General features: G+C 41.9%; 16 protein-coding genes. 15 read left to right on the top strand and 1 reads right to left on the bottom strand.

Annotated features, from left to right (window positions below; genetic code table 11):
* The first annotated feature begins 64 nt into the window (after positions 1-64).
* The 5 genes from accD (at position 65) to C6Y01_RS08690 (ending at position 5,483) form a co-directional block, all read left to right on the top strand.
* On the top strand, positions 65-940 hold the full coding sequence (gene accD, locus C6Y01_RS08710; protein WP_034661853.1) for an acetyl-CoA carboxylase, carboxyltransferase subunit beta: 876 nt from the start codon (positions 65-67) through the stop codon (positions 938-940).
* Positions 925-1,902: an acetyl-CoA carboxylase carboxyl transferase subunit alpha gene (gene accA / locus C6Y01_RS08705; protein ID WP_034661852.1), complete on the top strand. Its 978-nt coding sequence runs from the start codon at positions 925-927 to the stop codon at positions 1,900-1,902. The genes accD and accA overlap by 16 nt, the downstream gene beginning before the upstream one ends.
* 341 nt (positions 1,903-2,243) lie before the next feature.
* Positions 2,244-3,203, top strand: coding sequence for a 6-phosphofructokinase (gene pfkA, locus C6Y01_RS08700; RefSeq protein ID WP_012010865.1), 960 nt, complete (start codon positions 2,244-2,246; stop codon positions 3,201-3,203).
* Between the two features lie 27 nt (positions 3,204-3,230).
* Positions 3,231-4,991: a pyruvate kinase gene (pyk, locus tag C6Y01_RS08695; protein WP_034661851.1), complete on the top strand. Its 1,761-nt coding sequence runs from the start codon at positions 3,231-3,233 to the stop codon at positions 4,989-4,991.
* A 102-nt stretch (positions 4,992-5,093) separates the two neighbouring features.
* The gene (locus tag C6Y01_RS08690; RefSeq protein WP_034661850.1) at positions 5,094-5,483 is read left to right on the top strand and encodes an FxsA family protein; all 390 of its coding nucleotides are present in this window, start codon (positions 5,094-5,096) and stop codon (positions 5,481-5,483) included.
* 25 nt (positions 5,484-5,508) lie between these two features.
* Here the strand turns inward: C6Y01_RS08690 and ytvI are convergent, their stop codons facing one another.
* Positions 5,509-6,627 carry a sporulation integral membrane protein YtvI gene (gene ytvI, locus C6Y01_RS08685; RefSeq protein WP_034661849.1) on the bottom strand — a complete coding sequence of 373 codons (1,119 nt, stop codon included), beginning with the start codon at positions 6,625-6,627 and terminating at the stop codon, positions 5,509-5,511.
* Positions 6,628-6,727: 100 nt separating this feature from the next.
* Between ytvI and C6Y01_RS08680 the strand changes: the two genes are divergently transcribed.
* The 10 genes from C6Y01_RS08680 (at position 6,728) to coaE (ending at position 18,914) form a co-directional block, all read left to right on the top strand.
* Positions 6,728-7,192, top strand: a complete 465-nt coding sequence (locus C6Y01_RS08680; RefSeq protein ID WP_007501699.1) for a DUF441 domain-containing protein — start codon at positions 6,728-6,730, stop codon at positions 7,190-7,192.
* A 375-nt stretch (positions 7,193-7,567) separates the two neighbouring features.
* Entirely contained in the window at positions 7,568-8,686 is a 1,119-nt protein-coding gene (gene citZ, locus C6Y01_RS08675) for a citrate synthase (RefSeq protein WP_034661848.1), read from the top strand.
* 149 nt (positions 8,687-8,835) lie between these two features.
* Complete coding sequence (gene icd, locus C6Y01_RS08670; RefSeq protein WP_008346060.1) at positions 8,836-10,107, top strand: NADP-dependent isocitrate dehydrogenase; 1,272 nt, start codon at positions 8,836-8,838, stop codon at positions 10,105-10,107.
* 34 nt (positions 10,108-10,141) lie between these two features.
* The gene (gene mdh / locus C6Y01_RS08665) at positions 10,142-11,080 is read left to right on the top strand and encodes a malate dehydrogenase (protein WP_034661844.1); all 939 of its coding nucleotides are present in this window, start codon (positions 10,142-10,144) and stop codon (positions 11,078-11,080) included.
* A gap of 186 nt (positions 11,081-11,266) precedes the next feature.
* Positions 11,267-11,995, top strand: a complete 729-nt coding sequence (locus tag C6Y01_RS08660) for a response regulator transcription factor (RefSeq protein ID WP_066030564.1) — start codon at positions 11,267-11,269, stop codon at positions 11,993-11,995.
* Positions 11,988-13,730, top strand: a complete 1,743-nt coding sequence (pnpS, locus tag C6Y01_RS08655) for a two-component system histidine kinase PnpS (protein ID WP_106038060.1) — start codon at positions 11,988-11,990, stop codon at positions 13,728-13,730. The genes C6Y01_RS08660 and pnpS overlap by 8 nt, the downstream gene beginning before the upstream one ends.
* 255 nt (positions 13,731-13,985) lie before the next feature.
* Positions 13,986-16,625 carry a DNA polymerase I gene (gene polA / locus C6Y01_RS08650; RefSeq protein ID WP_095285560.1) on the top strand — a complete coding sequence of 880 codons (2,640 nt, stop codon included), beginning with the start codon at positions 13,986-13,988 and terminating at the stop codon, positions 16,623-16,625.
* Between the two features lie 28 nt (positions 16,626-16,653).
* Positions 16,654-17,487, top strand: coding sequence for a DNA-formamidopyrimidine glycosylase (gene mutM / locus C6Y01_RS08645; RefSeq protein ID WP_034661834.1), 834 nt, complete (start codon positions 16,654-16,656; stop codon positions 17,485-17,487).
* A gap of 174 nt (positions 17,488-17,661) precedes the next feature.
* Positions 17,662-18,294, top strand: a complete 633-nt coding sequence (ytaF, locus tag C6Y01_RS08640; protein WP_106038059.1) for a sporulation membrane protein YtaF — start codon at positions 17,662-17,664, stop codon at positions 18,292-18,294.
* Between the two features lie 14 nt (positions 18,295-18,308).
* Entirely contained in the window at positions 18,309-18,914 is a 606-nt protein-coding gene (gene coaE / locus C6Y01_RS08635) for a dephospho-CoA kinase (RefSeq protein ID WP_106038058.1), read from the top strand.
* Positions 18,915-18,992: the final 78 nt, after the last annotated feature.

Below are 18,992 nucleotides of genomic sequence, written 5' to 3'. Positions count from 1 at the left end.
GACATGTCCTATAATAGTGGATGTGCGTGTAAAGAAAAAACCCTTCAAAAAGGGAGGTAGTCATTTGTCAATCAAAAATATTTTCAGTAAAAAGAAAAAATATGCATCTGTACCCTCTGAACAGGCAAGCCAAGATGTGCCTGAAGGCATCATGACCAAATGTCCGCAATGTAAAAAAATAATGCTCACCAAAGAATTAGATAAAAATTTACGTGTTTGCATGAATTGCGGCAGACATTTGCAAATGAATGCAAAGCAGCGTATTGATAGCCTTGTAGACGAAGGCACATTTGAAGAATTTAACGGGCATCTGATCTCAGAAAACCCGCTCGGATTCCCAGGCTACGAAGAAAAGCTTGAGAAAGACAGAGAAAAAACGTCTTTGAATGAAGCCATTGTCACAGGTCAAGGTGAAATTGAAGGCCAGCGTGCTGTGATCGCTGTCATGGATGCCACGTTCCGTATGGGCAGCATGGGCTCGGTTGTTGGTGAGAAGATCACACTGGCGATTGAGAAAGCAAAAGCGGACAAGGTGCCATTTATCATCTTTACTGCATCGGGCGGAGCGAGAATGCAAGAGGGGATCCTCAGTCTCATGCAGATGGCAAAAACAAGCTCAGCATTAAAACTGTTCAGCGAGGACCAAGGTTTGATTATCTCTGTGATGACCAACCCGACAACTGGCGGTGTATCAGCTAGTTTCGCGTCTCTTGGTGATTACAACTTTGCAGAACCTGGTGCTTTAATTGGATTTGCAGGCCGTAGAATCATTGAACAAACAATCCGTGAAGACCTGCCAGAGGACTTCCAAACGGCTGAATTTTTAATGAAGCATGGACAGCTGGATGCTGTCATTCATCGTGCAGAGATGAAAGAAACACTAGGCCGAATCTTAGCATTACACAGCACAGGAGGTGAACGAGAGTGGCTGGAGAACTAGAATTTGAAAAACCTGTCATTGAACTTCGAGCGAAAATTGATGAACTGAAAAAGTTCACACAAAACTCAGAAATGGATTTAAGTGCAGAAATTGAGCGCCTTGAAACACGTCTGAGCAAGCTTGAAGCAGACATTTATACAAATTTAAAGCCGTGGGACAGAGTGCAAATTGCTCGTCATGCGATGCGTCCAACAACTCTCGATTACATTCAAGAGCTGTTTGACAACTTTTTCGAATGTCATGGTGACCGTTTCTATGGTGATGATGAAGCCATTGTTGGAGGAATCGCCACGTTTAAAGGGCTTCCTGTCACAGTCATTGGCCATCAGCGCGGAAAAGACACAAAAGAAAACTTGCGCCGTAATTTCGGAATGCCTCATCCAGAAGGCTACCGTAAAGCGCTGCGCTTGATGAAACAAGCAGATAAATTTAATCGCCCGATCATTTGCTTTATTGATACAAAAGGAGCTTATCCTGGGAAAGCAGCTGAAGAACGCGGACAAAGTGAAGCAATTGCGAAAAACCTATTCGAAATGGCAGGACTTCGTGTACCGGTTGTCTGTATTGTCATCGGAGAAGGCGGAAGTGGCGGCGCACTAGGCTTAGGCGTAGGAAACCACCTATACATGCTAGAGAATTCAACGTATTCAGTGATTTCACCTGAAGGTGCAGCAGCACTGCTCTGGAAGGACTCATCACTTGCGAAAAAAGCTGCAGAGACAATGAAAATTACCGCTCCAGACCTAAAAGAATTAGATATTATAGATGATGTTATTAAAGAAGTGCAAGGTGGAGCACATCGAGACGTGAAACAACAAGCAGCCTACATTAAAAAAACATTAAAACAGTCACTTACATCTTTGCTCAAACTAACACCTGAAGAACTAGTCGAACAAAGATATCAAAAATACAAAGCAATCGGGAAAGTATCGGTTGAAAATCAATATATTGGGGTAAACTAAATAAACGTACAGCCTTTTTGGCTGGCGTTTATTTTTTTCATCCTTTTTCATGAAAACCGTCCTCATGTAAGCGCTATTTGAAAATAATTTTCTTTTGTTTTCATAAAATTTGAAACGTCTGAAAACCTTGATATGATAAGCTTTAGAAGGATCGATCTTCCTCGTTTTTGAAAGAATTGCTTTCATGACTTTCTTAACTTTTGTTTAAAAACGGTTTATTTAATTGTATAATAAGTACGGTTTTAGAAATACGTATTGAAAACATCCGGTTTTGCTCATGATTGTTTTCAAGCAGTGGAAATGGTATGTTTAATTCATATATGGTCTCTGAGGTGAAAAAGATGAAGCGTATAGGAGTTTTAACGAGCGGTGGGGATTCCCCAGGAATGAATGCAGCTGTGCGCGCAGTTGTAAGGAAAGCGATTTACCATAATGTTGAAGTTTACGGTATTTATAATGGATATTCAGGTCTAATTAACGGTAAAATTGAGAAACTTGAAATAGGTTCAGTTGGCGATATCATTCATCGTGGAGGAACAAAACTTTACACGGCAAGATGCCCTGAATTCAAGACAGTTGAAGGTCGTGAAAAAGGCATTGAGAACTTAAAAAAATTCGGTATTGAAGGACTTGTTGTGATCGGCGGAGACGGTTCATTCATGGGAGCGAAGAAATTAACTGAGCTCGGTTTTCCATGTGTAGGTGTCCCGGGTACAATCGACAACGATATCCCAGGTACTGATTTCACTATTGGCTTTGATACAGCACTGAATACAGTCATTGACGCCATTGATAAAATTCGTGATACAGCCACATCTCATGAACGTACATACGTAGTGGAAGTAATGGGAAGACATGCTGGTGATATTGCTCTTTGGTCAGGTCTTGCAGGCGGAGCCGAATCTATTTTGATTCCTGAAGCAGACTATGACATGGATGAAATTATTGCGAGGTTAAGAAGAGGGCACGAGCGCGGCAAGAAGCACAGTATCATTATCGTCGCAGAAGGCGTAGGCAGCGGTGTTGAATTTGGTAAGCGGATTGAAGAGGAGACAAGCCTTGAAACCCGTGTATCTGTCTTAGGACATATTCAGCGCGGAGGTTCTCCAAGCGCATTTGACCGAGTACTGGCAAGCCGTTTAGGAGCATACGCAGTAGAACTTCTTCTTGAAGGAAAAGGCGGTCGCTGTGTGGGCATTCAAAGCAACGAACTCGTTCATCACGATATTTTAGATATCTTAGATAAAAAACATACAGTCGATCAAAATATGTACCGACTTTCACAAGAGCTCTCTATATAAAACGAGAAGACCTTAGGAGGAACAGTAATGAGAAAGACAAAAATCGTTTGTACAATCGGTCCAGCAAGTGAAACCATTGAAAAGCTGACTGAATTGATTGAAGCAGGAATGAATGTAGCCAGACTAAACTTCTCTCATGGAGATTTTGAAGAGCATGGTGCACGCATTGAAAACATTCGTAAAGCAGGTAAAACATTAGGCAAGGACATTGCGATCCTTCTTGATACAAAAGGTCCAGAGATCCGTACACGTACAGTTGAAAACGGCTCAATTGAGCTAGTCGCTGGTGCAGATCTTATCGTGAGTATGGAAGACATTGTTGGAAATACGGAAAAAATTAGTGTGACGTATGAAGATTTAATTGATGATGTAGAAGTGGGCTCAACGATTCTATTAGATGATGGTCTTATTGGTTTAGAAGTGAAAGAAATTAACATGGACCGCAAAGAAATCGTCACAAAGGTCATGAATACAGGCACGCTCAAAAACAAAAAAGGTGTAAACGTACCAGGTGTAAGTGTGAACCTGCCAGGTATTACAGAAAAGGATGCCAATGATATTCTGTTCGGAATTGAACAAGGCGTCGATTTCATCGCTGCTTCTTTTGTTAGACGAGCTTCTGATGTGCTTGAAATTCGTGAGCTTCTTGAAAAGAATAATGCGGCTGACATTCAAATCATTCCTAAGATTGAAAACCAAGAGGGTGTTGATAACATCGATGAAATCCTTGAGGTATCAGATGGTTTGATGGTTGCGCGTGGAGATCTTGGTGTAGAGATCCCGGCAGAAGAAGTACCGCTTGTTCAAAAAATGCTGATCAAAAAATGCAATCGTTTAGGCAAACCTGTCATCACAGCTACCCAAATGCTTGATAGCATGCAGCGTAATCCTCGTCCAACTCGTGCGGAAGCAAGTGACGTGGCAAATGCCATTTTTGATGGCACAGATGCGATTATGCTTTCTGGTGAAACAGCAGCAGGAACATATCCAGTGGAAGCTGTACAAACGATGCATAACATTGCATCACGTTCAGAAGATGCACTCAACTATAAAGCAATTCTTTCTCGCAGAAGCGAAGAAGTAGAAGTCAGCATTACAGATGCCATCGGTCAATCTGTTGCACATACAGCGATGAAGCTTGACGTGGCAGCGATTGTGACACCTACGGAAAGCGGTCATACTGCGAGAATGATTTCAAAATATAGACCAAAAGCACCAATCGTAGCGGTCACAGCAAACGAATCAGTAGCAAGAAAGCTGTCTCTCGTATTCGGTGTATTTGCAAAGAGCGGATCAAAAACGACGTCTACTGATGAAATGCTTGAGAATGCAGTCGAGAAGTCGATTGAAACGGGCTATGTGAGACATGGCGATTTAATCGTCATTACAGCTGGTGTGCCAGTTGGTGAAACAGGTACAACGAACTTAATGAAAGTATATGTTGTTGGTGACATCATTGCGAAAGGTCAAGGAATTGGCCGTAAATCTGCATTTGGACCGGTTGTCATTGCACAAAGCGGAAAAGAAGCAGACGAAAAAATGTACGATGGGGCGATTCTTGTCGCAAACTGTACAGACCGTGATATGATGGGTGCTTTAGAAAAAGCATCTGCCTTGATCACTGAAGAAGGCGGCTTAACAAGCCATGCAGCAGTCGTTGGACTCAGCCTTGGTATTCCAGTGATTGTGGGTCTTGACAGCGCAACAACACTGCTAAAAGAAGGCGAAGAGATCACAGTAGATCCGGCACGCGGAGCGATCTACAAAGGCCGTGCAAGCGTCCTTTAAATCATACACACGAGGGGAGTTATCTGACTCCTCTCTTTTTTTATGTTACACTAAAAAAAGTAAAACAGCTTTCGATGAAAGATACCCCATGAGGTGATATGGTTGAAAAAATATTTGCTACTATTATTGATTCTGTTCCCTGCATTGGAAATCAGTTTATTTTTAATATCAAGTAAAATCATTGGCATTTTGCCAACGATGCTGATGATCGTACTCACGAGTGCACTAGGTGCTTATTTTGCAAGAAAGCAAGGAATCGAAGCTTTTCAAAAAGTGCAGAGAGATTTACAATATGGCAAAATGCCAGGGGTAACGATTGTCGATGGTTTTTGCATTCTGATTGGCGGTCTGCTGCTGCTCATTCCCGGCTTCTTATCGGATATCATTGGTGCGCTGCTACTCATTCCGATGACGAGAAAGCAAATCAAGCCGCTCTTTGAACGCTGGCTTAGAAACATGTCTAATCGCAATCGCTATACGATTATTCGCTAAAGAGACCTTGAGCTCAAGGTCTCTTTTACTTTTGCATGCCGTACCGAATGTATTGATAGATATCTCTAAAAACACCTGCATTACGAAATGCCTGCCACACGACAAGGGAAGCAGGACCAATGACAAGTCCAAGAAAACCAAAGCATTTTAACCCGACAAATAATGCCACAAGCGTTGCTAAAGGATTAAGCCCAATGGACTTGCTTAAGACTTTTGGCTCTGAAATTTGTCTTTGAATGAGCACGACAATATACAAAATGCCGAGCCCGATAGCGAGTGAAAGGTTTCCTGTCATAGCGGAGTAAATGATCCAAGGCAGAAAAACAGTACCGCTCCCGATATAAGGAAGTAAATCGACAAACCCAATACATAAAGCAATGACAAAGGCATGCTCGACTTTTAAGATGATCAGCCCAATGACGACGAGGCCGATGGTCATAGCAACAAGCAGAAGCTGCGCCTTCATAAAACCGGTAATGGCTTTTTTGATTTCAGATAAAATGGCGCGTGTATGCTGCCTCCATTTTGCGGGAAAGATACGAGAGCCATATTTTTTTAACGTAAACCAATCTTTCGTGATAAAAAAAGTCGCCAGTGCAGAAAACAAAAGGGTTGCGGCTGCATCAGGCAAAAGACCTAAAAAAGCCGGGATAAGCTCGAGCGTTTTTGAAAGAAAAGTCCCTATTTTTGCGGCAGCTTCATCGCCTAGCGCTTGGATTTGTCCTAAAATCGATTCCTTTTGACCTGCTTGAAGCGTATTAAATTGGGCGGTGACATCATGGTACAAAGGCAGAATCTTATCTGTAAAAAACCGTTCGACAATACCAATCATTTGATCAAGGTGTCCAGGCAGAACCTTTGCTAAATAAGCACTTCCTGAAATAATTTCTGCTACTAAGAGTGTGATGAAACCGGCTGCTGCCACTAAAAAGAGCAATAGTACAATGACTACTACAATTCCTCTCGGCATTCCGGTGATCTCTTCTATTTTGCATACGGCAGGATGAATCAGGCAGGATACAATAAGTGCAATCCAAAAAGGATATAAAAAAGGAAAAGACTGATATAAAAAGACAACCGCAAATACAGCAATGCTGATCATCATCAAACTTCGCAGAAAAATGGCCATATAGGTGTGATTCACACAATCCCCTCCAAAAAACAAGCATGTCCGATACTTCATTTTATTCAAAAAGATTAGTAATATGAAAAGGTCGCAATAAAAAGAAAGGAAGGGGCGGCGTATGTTTACTCAAGCAAATTTATTTTTGGTTCTTTTACTCGTTATTGCACTTATTGCAAAGAACAATTCATTAATTTTAGCGGTTTCTGTGCTGATTGCGATTAAGCTGATTGGTTTGGATCAAAAAATTTTCCCGGTTCTCCAATCAAAAGGCATCAATTGGGGTGTCACCGTCATTACAATTGCTGTGCTTGTTCCTATTGCAACAGGTGACATTGGATTTAAGCAGCTTGGAGAAGCCATGAAATCTTCTTATGCTTGGATTGCACTTGGGGCGGGTATATTAGTAGCATTAATCGCAAAAAACGGTATTGTGCTACTCGAAAATGATCCGCATATCACGGCAGCGCTTGTGTTCGGGACAATTTTGGCAGTCAGCTTATTTAAAGGTGTAGCTGTCGGTCCGCTGATCGGAGCAGGAATTGCTTATTTGGCGATGCAGGCTGTGAAATTTTTCAGCGGTTGAAAAGAGAGTGGTTCATGCCACTTTCTTTTTTATTTTTTTCTTGCGTGAGCTTTTGCAAAAAAACATAATTAAATATAATAAAAGAAGCAAAATCCCTTTATTCCATGCCTTATATGGAAGACTGGAAAAAAAAATATCAAAAAAAATTATAGTTAAACATTTAACAAATGTCTGATTATTGTTTATAATGGGAATAGGCTTAATTTTGAACTCATTGATCACACAAGAGATATGAGGCTAAAAGCGCTCTAACCGTATAGGTAAATGTAAGCATTTTCTTTTCTGAACCTGCCGTCTTATTCGGATTGGATAGCGCTTTCAAAAAGCGAGAATTCTGCAACGAAGGGGAATCTTTTTAAAAAGGGGAGATTGAACATGACAGCAACAAGAGGTCTTGAAGGTATTGTGGCAACAACTTCATCCGTAAGCTCAATTATTGATGATACTCTTACTTATGTAGGGTACAATATCGATGATTTAACTGAAAAAGCTACATTCGAAGAAATTGTCTACCTGTTATGGCACTTAAAGCTGCCGAATGAGCAAGAGCTGAGTGAGTTAAAACAGCAGCTCAATGAAAATGCTCACATTCCGCAAGAAATCATTGAGCACTTTAAATCGTATTCGCTGGACGGGGTTCATCCAATGTCTGCGATTCGTACAGCGGTATCCTTACTAGGTTTACTCGATGACGAATCAGAGATTATGGACAAAGAAGCGAATTACAGAAAAGCCATTCGTTTACAGGCGAAAATTTCTGGACTAGTCGCTACGTTTTCACGCATTCGAAAGGGACTTGAGCCTGTACAGCCAAAAGAAGAATACAGCTATGCTGCGAACTTCTTGTATATGCTAAATGGCGAAGAGCCGTCACCAGTAGAAATTGAGGCAATTGATAAGGCACTCATTCTACATGCGGATCATGAATTAAACGCATCGACATTTACAGCACGTGTATGTGTTGCTACACTATCAGATATCTACTCTGGTGTAACAGCGGCTATCGGTGCGCTGAAAGGGCCACTTCATGGCGGAGCCAACGAAGGCGTGATGAAGATGCTTTCAGAAATTGGCGAAGTTGAAAACGTAGATTCCTATATTCATGGTAAGCTAGAGAAGAAAGAAAAAATTATGGGCTTTGGCCACCGCGTATACCGTCAAGGTGACCCGCGTGCAAAGCATCTAAAAGAAATGAGCCAGCGTTTAACAAACCTCACTGGCGAGCCGAAATGGTATGAAATGTCTGTTCGCGCAGAGGAAATCGTGACATCAGAGAAAAATCTTCCACCAAATGTTGATTTTTATTCTGCATCTGTATATCACAGTCTTGGGATTGATCATGACTTATTTACACCAATTTTCGTGATCAGCCGATTCTCTGGATGGATTGCTCACATTCTAGAGCAGTATGACAACAACCGTCTCATCCGTCCAAGAGCTGACTACATTGGACCTGATCTTCAAACCTTTGTTCCGATCAGTGAAAGAGACTAATGTTTATAGAATAAGCGGGGGCTGATCCTCAGGAAGGCCAATCAGCCTCTATATCAACAAAAAACGAATCACGTGAAAAACTTCTTCGCTTGCAGACATCAAGCCAAGAAGTTTCAAATATTCACTACATAACCTGGGAGGTAATATCATTGTCACAAGGCGAAAAAATTACAGTTACTGGCGGCGTATTGAATGTACCAAATAATCCAATTATCCCGTTTATCGAAGGGGACGGAATCGGTCCTGACATTTGGAAAGCAGCATCAAGAGTACTTGAAGCAGCTGTAGAAAAAGCATATAAAGGTGAAAAGCAAATCACTTGGAAAGAAGTATATGCAGGTGAGAAAGCTTACAATAAAACTGGAGAATGGCTTCCTGAGCAAACACTTGAAGACATTCGTGAATACTTAATCGCGATCAAAGGACCACTGACAACACCAATCGGCGGAGGAATCCGTTCATTAAACGTGGCACTTAGACAAGAGCTTGATCTATTCACATGCTTACGTCCAGTTCGCTGGTTCCAAGGCGTACCGTCTCCTGTGAAACGTCCAGAAGACACAGATATGGTCATCTTCCGTGAGAACACAGAAGATATCTATGCTGGCATCGAGTATGCAAAAGGATCAGACGAAGTGAAGAAGTTAATTGACTTCTTGAAAAATGAATTAGGTGTAAACAAAATCCGTTTCCCAGAAACGTCAGGTATCGGAATCAAGCCAGTTTCTGAAGAAGGAACTTCTCGCCTTGTCAGAGCGGCTATCCAATATGCAATCGACCAAGGCCGTAAGTCTGTGACGCTTGTTCACAAAGGAAACATCATGAAATTTACAGAAGGTGCCTTCAAAAACTGGGGCTACGAAGTGGCTGAAAAAGAGTTTGGCGACAAGGTCTTTACATGGGCACAATATGATCGTATTGTAGAACAAGATGGAAAAGATGCGGCAAACAAAGCGCAAAGTGAAGCAGAAGCTGCTGGCAAAATTATTGTCAAAGACAGCATTGCAGATATTTTCCTTCAACAAATCCTAACTCGTCCAGCTGAGTTCGATGTTGTGGCAACAATGAACTTAAACGGAGATTACATCTCTGATGCTCTTGCAGCACAAGTTGGTGGAATTGGTATCGCACCAGGTGCGAACATCAACTACGAAACAGGACACGCTATTTTTGAAGCGACTCACGGAACAGCACCTAAATATGCTGGTCTTGATAAAGTGAATCCATCTTCTGTTCTTCTATCAGGCGTGCTTTTACTTGAGCACCTTGGCTGGCAGGAAGCAGCTGATCTAGTGATTCAATCTGTTGAAAAAACAATTGCATCAAAAGTCGTCACTTACGATTTTGCTAGATTAATGGATGGCGCAACAGAAGTGAAATGTTCTGAGTTTGCTGACGAGCTCATCAAAAACTTGTCTTGATTCTTAAACTTTAAAGTTAAAGGGGAAAAAGGAAATGGCAAACAAGCGTAAAAAAGTATCTGTCATCGGAGCAGGCTTTACTGGAGCAACTACAGCATTTCTAACGGCTCAAAAAGAATTAGCGGACGTCGTATTAGTCGATATCCCGCAGCTTGAGAACCCAACAAAAGGGAAAGCACTTGATATGCTGGAAGCAAGTCCTGTTCAAGGCTTCGATGCAAACATTACAGGAACTTCTAACTACGAAGATACAGCCGGTTCTGATGTCGTGGTCATTACGGCGGGAATTGCAAGAAAGCCGGGAATGAGCCGTGACGATCTCGTGTCAACAAATGAAAAAATCATGCGCAGTGTGACACGCGAAATCGTTAAATATTCTCCAGAAGCCATCATTGTTGTGTTAACAAACCCTGTTGATGCAATGACGTATGCAGTTTATAAAGAATCAGGATTACCAAAAGAAAAAGTCATTGGACAATCGGGCATTCTTGATACAGCACGTTTCCGTACGTTTGTTGCTCAAGAATTAAACCTATCTGTTAAAGATGTGACGGGCTTTGTACTTGGTGGACATGGCGATGACATGGTTCCTCTTGTTCGTTACTCTTATGCAGGCGGTATCCCGCTTGAAACATTGATTCCAAAAGATCGAATTGATGCAATTGTTGAAAGAACAAGAAAAGGCGGCGGCGAAATCGTGAACCTATTAGGTAACGGTAGTGCATATTATGCTCCTGCTGCTTCACTAGTCGAAATGGTTGAGGCGATCCTTAAAGATCAGCGCCGCGTCATGCCGACGATTGCTTACCTTGAAGGTGAATATGGCTACGAAGGCATTTACCTAGGTGTACCAACAATCGTAGGTGGCAACGGTCTTGAGAAGATCATCGAGCTTGAGCTGACAGAAGAAGAAAGAAGTCAGCTTGACCGTTCTGTTGAATCTGTTAAGAATGTCATGAAAGTATTGTCTTAATATGAATAAAAAAGAAGGCTTCTCTCATGAGGAGTCTTCTTTTTGTTTACAAAACAAATCTTGTCGAAATTTTAAATTGTCCTCTTGTTAAGCTTTCGTTAAAATGAAAGAGAAAGCATGACTTCTCGCTTTTCACATAAGATACAAAAAACGGATGCAGGGGAAATCACTAATTGGAGGCACAACATGAATAAAAAAATATTAGTTGTGGATGATGAAGAATCGATTGTAACACTTCTAAGCTATAACCTTGAAAGAGCGGGCTATGATGTCGTCACAGCAAGAGACGGGGAAGAAGCGCTTGAAAAAGCAGCAAGTGAACAGCCTGATCTCATTGTATTAGATTTAATGCTTCCGAAGATGGACGGCATTGAAGTGTGCAAACAACTGAGAATTCAAAAAATGATGTTCCCTATTTTAATGCTGACAGCAAAGGACGATGAATTTGATAAGGTGCTAGGCCTTGAGCTTGGAGCCGATGATTACATGACAAAGCCATTCAGTCCTAGAGAAGTGGGTGCTCGGGTAAAAGCCATCTTGAGAAGAGCACAGCAATCTCAGCCTGCCCCCACGCAAGAGGAGAAGGAAGAGATCATTGCAGACCAAATCAAAATTGGTGAACTGCGCATTTTACCAGAACACTACGAAGTCTATTTCCAGGAAGAACGTCTAGAGCTCACACCAAAAGAGTTTGAACTGCTGCTTTATTTGGCGAAGCATAAAGGACGTGTCCTCACGCGTGATTTATTGTTAAGTGCCGTTTGGAATTATGACTTTGCAGGTGACACTCGTATTGTGGATGTCCATATTAGCCACTTGCGGGACAAAATTGAAAAGAACACGAAAAAACCAACATACATTAAAACGATTCGCGGCTTAGGCTACAAATTGGAGGAGCCAAAGTCAAATGAGTAAAATTAGAACCCGTCTGTTTTCGGGACTCATTTTTCTCCTTTTTATTGTGTTTGTGGCACTTGGTCTTTTCTTGGACCACATGTTCCATGTTTTCTATGAAACCAAATTAACGGAACGAATGGAAAAGGAATCGAGCTTCCTAATGTCTTCCATGAATGGTGACGATCTGAAGGCGAAGCAAAACAAGGAGGTCCTCCATCAGGCAAAGCAGCATTTTGATATGAATGCGTCGATTGTGGACCTGAAGGGGAATATCATACATACAACGGGTCAAGCAGAACAAAGGGCCATCATTCGAAACACGCTGAACAATGAACGTCTCCAAACAAAAGGGGTCGTCATTGACGATGAGAAGGATGCGCTGTTTCATTATGCTGTCCCGATCCTGAAACAAAACGAACCAGCGGGTTATTTATTTCTCCATGCGTCATACGAGCCTTTAAATGAAATTGACGGCCAGCTCTGGCTTGCATTAGCCTTTTGTCTTGGCTCGGCGATTATCATCATCGTTTTCTTTGGGTACCGCATGTCGATGAAATATGTGAAACCAATTGATTATGCTACAAAGGTAGCCAAACAGCTGGAACGCGGGAACTATGATACGAATAACTATGAAGAGTTGATGATTGAAACAAGTGAACTGAATACTTCCATGAAGCGTTTGGCAGGAAGTCTTCAAGAAATGACAAGTGCCGGTGAAATGCAGAGAGACCGGCTGCAAACGGTCATTGAAAATATTGGAGCGGGGATTATTTTGATTGATAAGATGGGTTATATCCACCTAGTCAATCGAACCTTCCGCAAGCAGTTTAAGGTACAAAAGCACATTTACATGCACAAGCTGTATCACGAAGCGTTTACACATGAAGAGATTATCGAATTAATTGACGAAATTTTCATGACAGAAACGAAGGTGCGGAAGTTTTTACGTCTAGCCGTTGACATTGAACGCCGCTACTTCCAAGTGGATGGTGTACCCATTTTAAGTACAGACGATGAATGGAAAGGAATTGTCCTCGTGTTTCATGACGTGACAGAAACGAAGCAGCTGGAGCAGATGCGAAAAGACTTTGTTGCCAATGTGTCTCATGAGTTAAAAACACCGATTACATCGATTAAAGGATTTTCTGAAACCCTTCTTGATGGCGCAATTGATGACAAAGAAGCACTGACAGAATTCCTTTCTATCATTTTAAAAGAGAGTGTCCGTCTAGAAACATTGATTCAAGACTTACTTGATCTTTCTAAAATTGAGCAGCAGCAATTCAAGCTGAATATTCAAGAAGCCAATGCGACAGAAATCATCCAAGAGATTCAAGTGCTGTTAAGTCAAAAGGCTACAGAAAAAGGCATTCAACTACATGTGCGTGTCCCAAAAGAACCGGTCTATGTCATGGCAGACCCGCTAAGGTTAAAGCAAATCTTCCTCAATCTCGTCAATAATGCCCTGACCTATACACCAGAGGGAGGAAGTGTTACCATCTCAGCAAGACCGCGGAAAGGTGCCTATGAATTTGATGTAGCAGATACAGGAATCGGCATGAAGAAAAGCGAGATTCCAAGAATATTTGAGAGATTTTATCGAATTGATAAAGATAGAAGCAGGAATTCAGGCGGTACAGGTCTTGGTCTTGCCATTGTCAAACACCTTGTGGAAGCGCATGAAGGAACGATTTCTGTCCACAGCAAACAAGGTAAAGGGACGACTTTTACAGTGAGTCTGAAATCGACTTAGAGAAAAAAAGGAAAGTCACGTTAAAATTTACATGATCTTTACAATGAATTCATGTTTTGTTAAACATTCATTGATAGGATGAATAGGAACCCCTTCATCCAAGGAGCCAATTTTGGAAGGACGAAAACACTTGTTGTTTTCGTCCCTTTTTTATGCAGGCTCGACTATTTTCTTTTCAAAATAAACTTTGATAAAATGAAGATACAATGTGTGAAAGAGACGGCTGAGATGGCTCAGCCGATGGAGGATTAAAACATGACAGACAAAAAGAAATTAGTGTTAGTGGATGGAAACAGCCTCGCATATCGAGCCTTCTTTGCTTTGCCGCTATTATCAAATGATAAAGGCGTACATACAAATGCTATTTATGGCTTTGCGATGATCTTAATGAAGATGCTGGAGGACGAGAAGCCTACCCATATGCTCGTCGCATTTGATGCGGGAAAAACAACATTCCGCCACGAGACATTTAAAGAATATAAAGGCGGAAGACAAAAAACTCCGCCAGAGCTATCAGAACAAATGCCGTTCATCCGTGAACTATTAGATGCCTATCAGGTGAAAAGGTACGAGCTTCCTCAATATGAAGCAGATGATATTATCGGTACATTGGCTGTCGAGGCAGAAAAAGACGGCTTTGAAGTCAAAATCTTCTCAGGAGATAAGGACTTAACACAGCTCTCAACAGATCATACGACAGTGGCTATTACGAAAAAAGGCATCACAGAAGTAGAATATTACACACCTGCTCATATTGAAGAAAAATATGGCCTGCGACCAGATCAAATCATTGATATGAAAGGGCTGATGGGAGATTCATCAGATAATATCCCAGGCGTCCCAGGTGTAGGTGAAAAAACAGCCATTAAATTGTTAAAGCAGTTTGAAACAGTTGAAAATCTGCTTGAACATATTGATGAAGTGAGCGGGAAAAAGCTAAAAGAAAAACTTGAAGAATATAAAGAACAAGCAGTCATGAGTAAAGAGCTGGCGACGATTCTTGTAGAAGCACCTATTGATGTGTCAAGCAAAGATTTGGCATATGAAGGCCCTCACATGGATCAAGTGATCTCTCTTTATAAAGAACTAGGCTTTCAAACGCTGCTAGAGCGTCTAGGAGAAGCACCAGAAACAGATGAACAGGTCGAAGTAGATGCATTAGAAGTGAAAAAAATGACAGCTGCAGGGGACGACATGCTGACAGATCATGCAGCCCTTGTGGTAGAACAGCTTGGAGATAATTATCACGAAGCGGATTTGATCGGTTTTGCGATCCATAATGAAAATGGTGCGTTTTTTATCACGAAAGAAGATGCGCTTCAATCAGAAGCATTTAAAGAATGGGTACAGGATGAAACAAAGAAAAAATGGGTCTTTGATTCAAAAAGAGCAGTTGTCGCCCTGAGATGGCATGATGTCGATCTAAAAGGTGTCGATAATGATGTTCTGCTCGCTTCCTATGTCGTCAACCCGCAGAAATCATATGAGGACGTCGCGAGTGTAGCGAAGGAATATGGTCTGAATATCGCTCTTTCTGATGAAAAAGTATACGGAAAAGGAGCAAAGCAGGCGATTCCACCTGAAGATGAACTGAAAGAACATCTTGGACGAAAAGCAGCGGCGATCTCAGCCTTGCATGATTTAACACTTGAAGCATTAGAAAAAAATGATCAGCACGAACTGTATGAAGATTTAGAGCTGCCACTTGCTCTCATCTTAGGTGAAATGGAATCTCTTGGAGTAAAGGTAGATATAGAGCGCCTAGAGAAAATGGGTGAAGAATTAACGAAAAAACTCAAAGAATATGAAGAAACCATTCACCGCTTAGCAGGAGAAACGTTTAACATCAATTCTCCTAAACAGCTTGGCGTCATCCTATTTGAAAAATTAGGTCTGCCGATTATCAAGAAGACAAAAACAGGCTACTCGACGTCTGCAGATGTGCTTGAAAAGCTTGAAGATAAGCATGAAATCATTCGGTCCATTCTGCACTACAGACAAATTGGAAAGCTGCAATCGACCTATGTAGAAGGGTTAATGAAAGTTACGCGCAAGGATACACATAAAGTGCATACAAGATTTAATCAAGCACTCACGCAAACAGGAAGATTAAGCTCAACAGATCCGAATCTTCAAAACATCCCGATTCGTTTAGAAGAAGGACGGAAAATTCGTCAAGCATTCGTTCCTTCAAAAGAAGGCTGGCTCATGTTTGCAGCAGACTATTCACAAATCGAGCTGCGTGTGCTCGCTCATATTTCACAAGATGAGAATTTGATCGAAGCGTTTACGCAAGACATGGACATTCACACGAAAACAGCGATGGACGTGTTCCATGTCTCAGAAGAAGAAGTGACTTCCGCTATGAGAAGACAAGCCAAGGCTGTAAACTTCGGTATTGTATATGGAATCAGCGATTATGGACTTTCTCAAAACCTTGGGATCACAAGAAAAGAAGCAGCCGCTTTTATCGAACGCTATTTAACAAGCTTTAAAGGCGTGAAAACCTATATGGAAGAAATCGTCCAAGAAGCGAAACAAAAAGGCTACGTCACGACACTTCTCAAACGCAGACGGTATATCCCGGATATCACAAGCCGTAATTTTAATATCAAAAGCTTTGCAGAACGAACAGCCATGAACACACCGATCCAAGGCAGTGCAGCTGATATTATTAAAAAAGCGATGATTGATATGGCGCGAAGGCTCAAAGAAGAAAACCTGCAGGCAAATCTTTTATTACAGGTGCACGATGAATTGATCTTCGAAGCGCCGAAAGAAGAAATCGCCATCCTTGAAAAGATTGTTCCTGAAGTCATGGAAAACGCACTTCAGCTTGATGTGCCGCTAAAAGTTGATTTTGCTTCAGGTCCATCTTGGTACGATGCGAAATAAATAATAGAGAGAAAAAGGAGCGAGGAGCATGCCGGAATTACCAGAAGTTGAAACCGTCCGGCGCACTCTCAAGCGGTTAGTCGAAGGAAAAACGATTGAAACGGTCGATATCAAATGGCCAAACATCATCAAACGTCCTGGGGAGCCGGAAGAGTTCGCAAGAAGAATGGTAGGAGAAACCATACAAACCATTGAAAGAAGAGGAAAGTTCCTCCTCTTTCATTTAGACCATTATGTGATGGTCTCCCATTTAAGGATGGAAGGGAAATACCGTGTACATGAAGCGCATGAGCCTTATGATAAACACGTACACGTCGTCTTTACGTTTACAGATGGTACTGAGCTTCGGTACCATGATGTGCGTAAATTTGGCACGATGCATTTATTTCAGCCGGGTGAAGAGGAAAAGGAACTCCCGCTTTCTCAGCTGGGATATGAACCATTTGATGAACAGTTCACTCCTGAGTATTTATGGGAGCAATTGAAAAAAACAACTCGCGTGGTTAAAACAGCACTGCTTGATCAAAAGATTGTCGTAGGACTTGGTAACATTTACGTAGATGAGGTCCTGTTTAAATCAGGTATTCATCCAGAAACGAAAGCGAATCAGCTCAGCCTGAAATCCTGCAAAGTGCTTCACAAACAGATCATCGATACGCTTCAAGTAGCGGTAGATGCGGGAGGAAGCACGATTCGTTCTTATATCAACTCACAAGGAGATATTGGAACATTTCAGCTGCAGCTTCTTGTATATGACCGGCGGGGAGAGCCTTGCCAAACATGCGGAAGCATCATCGAGAAAACAGTGGTCGGAGGGCGCGGCACGCACTTTTGTGTGACCTGCCAAAAACGTCCTCAATAAAGTTTAGCCATGAGCATGCTTCCTTTTTGCTATGCATACGATAAAAAACATTCATTTTTCAGCAAGGTGTAGACTGACACACAGCCCACCTGCTCTTCATATAGTGAAGAAGAGTCTAAGGACGCCTAGAGACTCTTGATCATCGTTGCATGAACAGAAAGGAAGAGTTCAGGTATGATTTCGATTTCGCTCCTGTTTTTAGCTATTGCAGTCAGCATCGACAGCTTTTCTGTAGGCTTTACGTATGGGCTTCGCAAAATGAGGATCCCATTTAAAGCCATCGTCATTATTGCATGCTGCTCAGGGATTGTGCTGCTCATTTCTATGCTGGTTGGCAGCCTGCTGACGACATTTCTCCCTGTCTCAGTGACCGATAAACTGGGGGGAGGCATTTTAATTGCCATTGGCCTTTGGGTCCTGTATCAATTTTACAAACCAGCGAAAGAGCGTGATTTACTTCTTCATGAAAAGACATTGCTCAATGTGGAAGTACAATCGCTTGGGCTTGTCATTCACATTTTAAGAAAGCCGACAAGTGCAGATATTGACCGATCTGGGACGATTAATGGAATGGAAGCGGTACTTCTTGGAATTGCTTTATCCATTGATGCATTTGGCGCAGGGATTGGCGCAGCGATTCTTGGCTTTTCTCCAATTGTTATGAGTATCACGGTGGCAGTGATGAGCTCACTTTTTGTGTGTATCGGGCTGCGTGCCGGTCATTACTTGGCAAATTGGCGCTGGATCAATAAACTCGCATGCTTACCAGGGCTTCTGCTCATATTAATTGGGGTTTGGAAGCTGTAAAAGGAGGAAATCAATTGACGCTTGTCATTGGATTAACAGGCGGGATTGCTAGCGGAAAAAGCACAGTCTCGCAGATGATAAAAGAGCAGGGCATTCGGGTTGTGGACGCAGATGTGATTGCAAAAGAAGCGGTCTCCAAAGGAACATCCGCCCTTCATCATATCGTTCAAACCTTTGGTGAGGGTGTCCTCCTGCCAAATGGAGAGCTGAACCGGCAGGAGCTGGGAGCCATTATTTTTTCTAATGAAGAGAAACGAAAGCAGCTGAATGCGATCGTTCATCCAGAAGTGCGAAAGGAAATGCTCAGGCAGCGAGATGAAGGGATCAACAGCCAAGAAACATTCGTTGTCCTTGATATCCCGCTTTTATTTGAAAGTCAGCTGGAAAGTCTTGTCGACCGGATCATTGTGGTGTATACAACACCTGAATTGCAGCTATCACGACTCATGAATCGAAACGACCTCAGTGAGGAAGAAGCGCTGAATCGGATTCACTCTCAGCAGCCCCTTGGAGAGAAATGTAAAAAAGCAGACCGCGTGATAGAAAACACACAAGATCTCGCTTTTATCAGAAAGCAATTGCAGAACATATTAAATGAATGGGAACATACAGATAAGTAAGAGTACATACACGTACTCTTCTTTTTTTATGCTTTATTCTTATTTCCTTTGAAAAGAACAGCCCTTTTTAGAAAATAT

The organism is Bacillus sp. NMCC46 (genome assembly GCF_002998465.1).
In the GTDB taxonomy this organism is placed as follows: Bacteria; Bacillota; Bacilli; order Bacillales; family Bacillaceae; genus Bacillus.
This window is presented reverse-complemented; position numbering and strand designations above follow the sequence as displayed.

Coding starts and splice junctions, on each gene's coding strand:
- pfkA (WP_012010865.1), top strand. CDS start 2,244: ATGAAGCGTATAGGAGTTTTAACGAGCGGTGGGGATTCCCCAGGAATG.
- pyk (WP_034661851.1), top strand. CDS start 3,231: ATGAGAAAGACAAAAATCGTTTGTACAATCGGTCCAGCAAGTGAAACC.
- C6Y01_RS08680 (WP_007501699.1), top strand. CDS start 6,728: ATGTTTACTCAAGCAAATTTATTTTTGGTTCTTTTACTCGTTATTGCA.
- citZ (WP_034661848.1), top strand. CDS start 7,568: ATGACAGCAACAAGAGGTCTTGAAGGTATTGTGGCAACAACTTCATCC.
- mdh (WP_034661844.1), top strand. CDS start 10,142: ATGGCAAACAAGCGTAAAAAAGTATCTGTCATCGGAGCAGGCTTTACT.
- C6Y01_RS08660 (WP_066030564.1), top strand. CDS start 11,267: ATGAATAAAAAAATATTAGTTGTGGATGATGAAGAATCGATTGTAACA.
- pnpS (WP_106038060.1), top strand. CDS start 11,988: ATGAGTAAAATTAGAACCCGTCTGTTTTCGGGACTCATTTTTCTCCTT.
- polA (WP_095285560.1), top strand. CDS start 13,986: ATGACAGACAAAAAGAAATTAGTGTTAGTGGATGGAAACAGCCTCGCA.
- mutM (WP_034661834.1), top strand. CDS start 16,654: ATGCCGGAATTACCAGAAGTTGAAACCGTCCGGCGCACTCTCAAGCGG.
- ytaF (WP_106038059.1), top strand. CDS start 17,662: ATGATTTCGATTTCGCTCCTGTTTTTAGCTATTGCAGTCAGCATCGAC.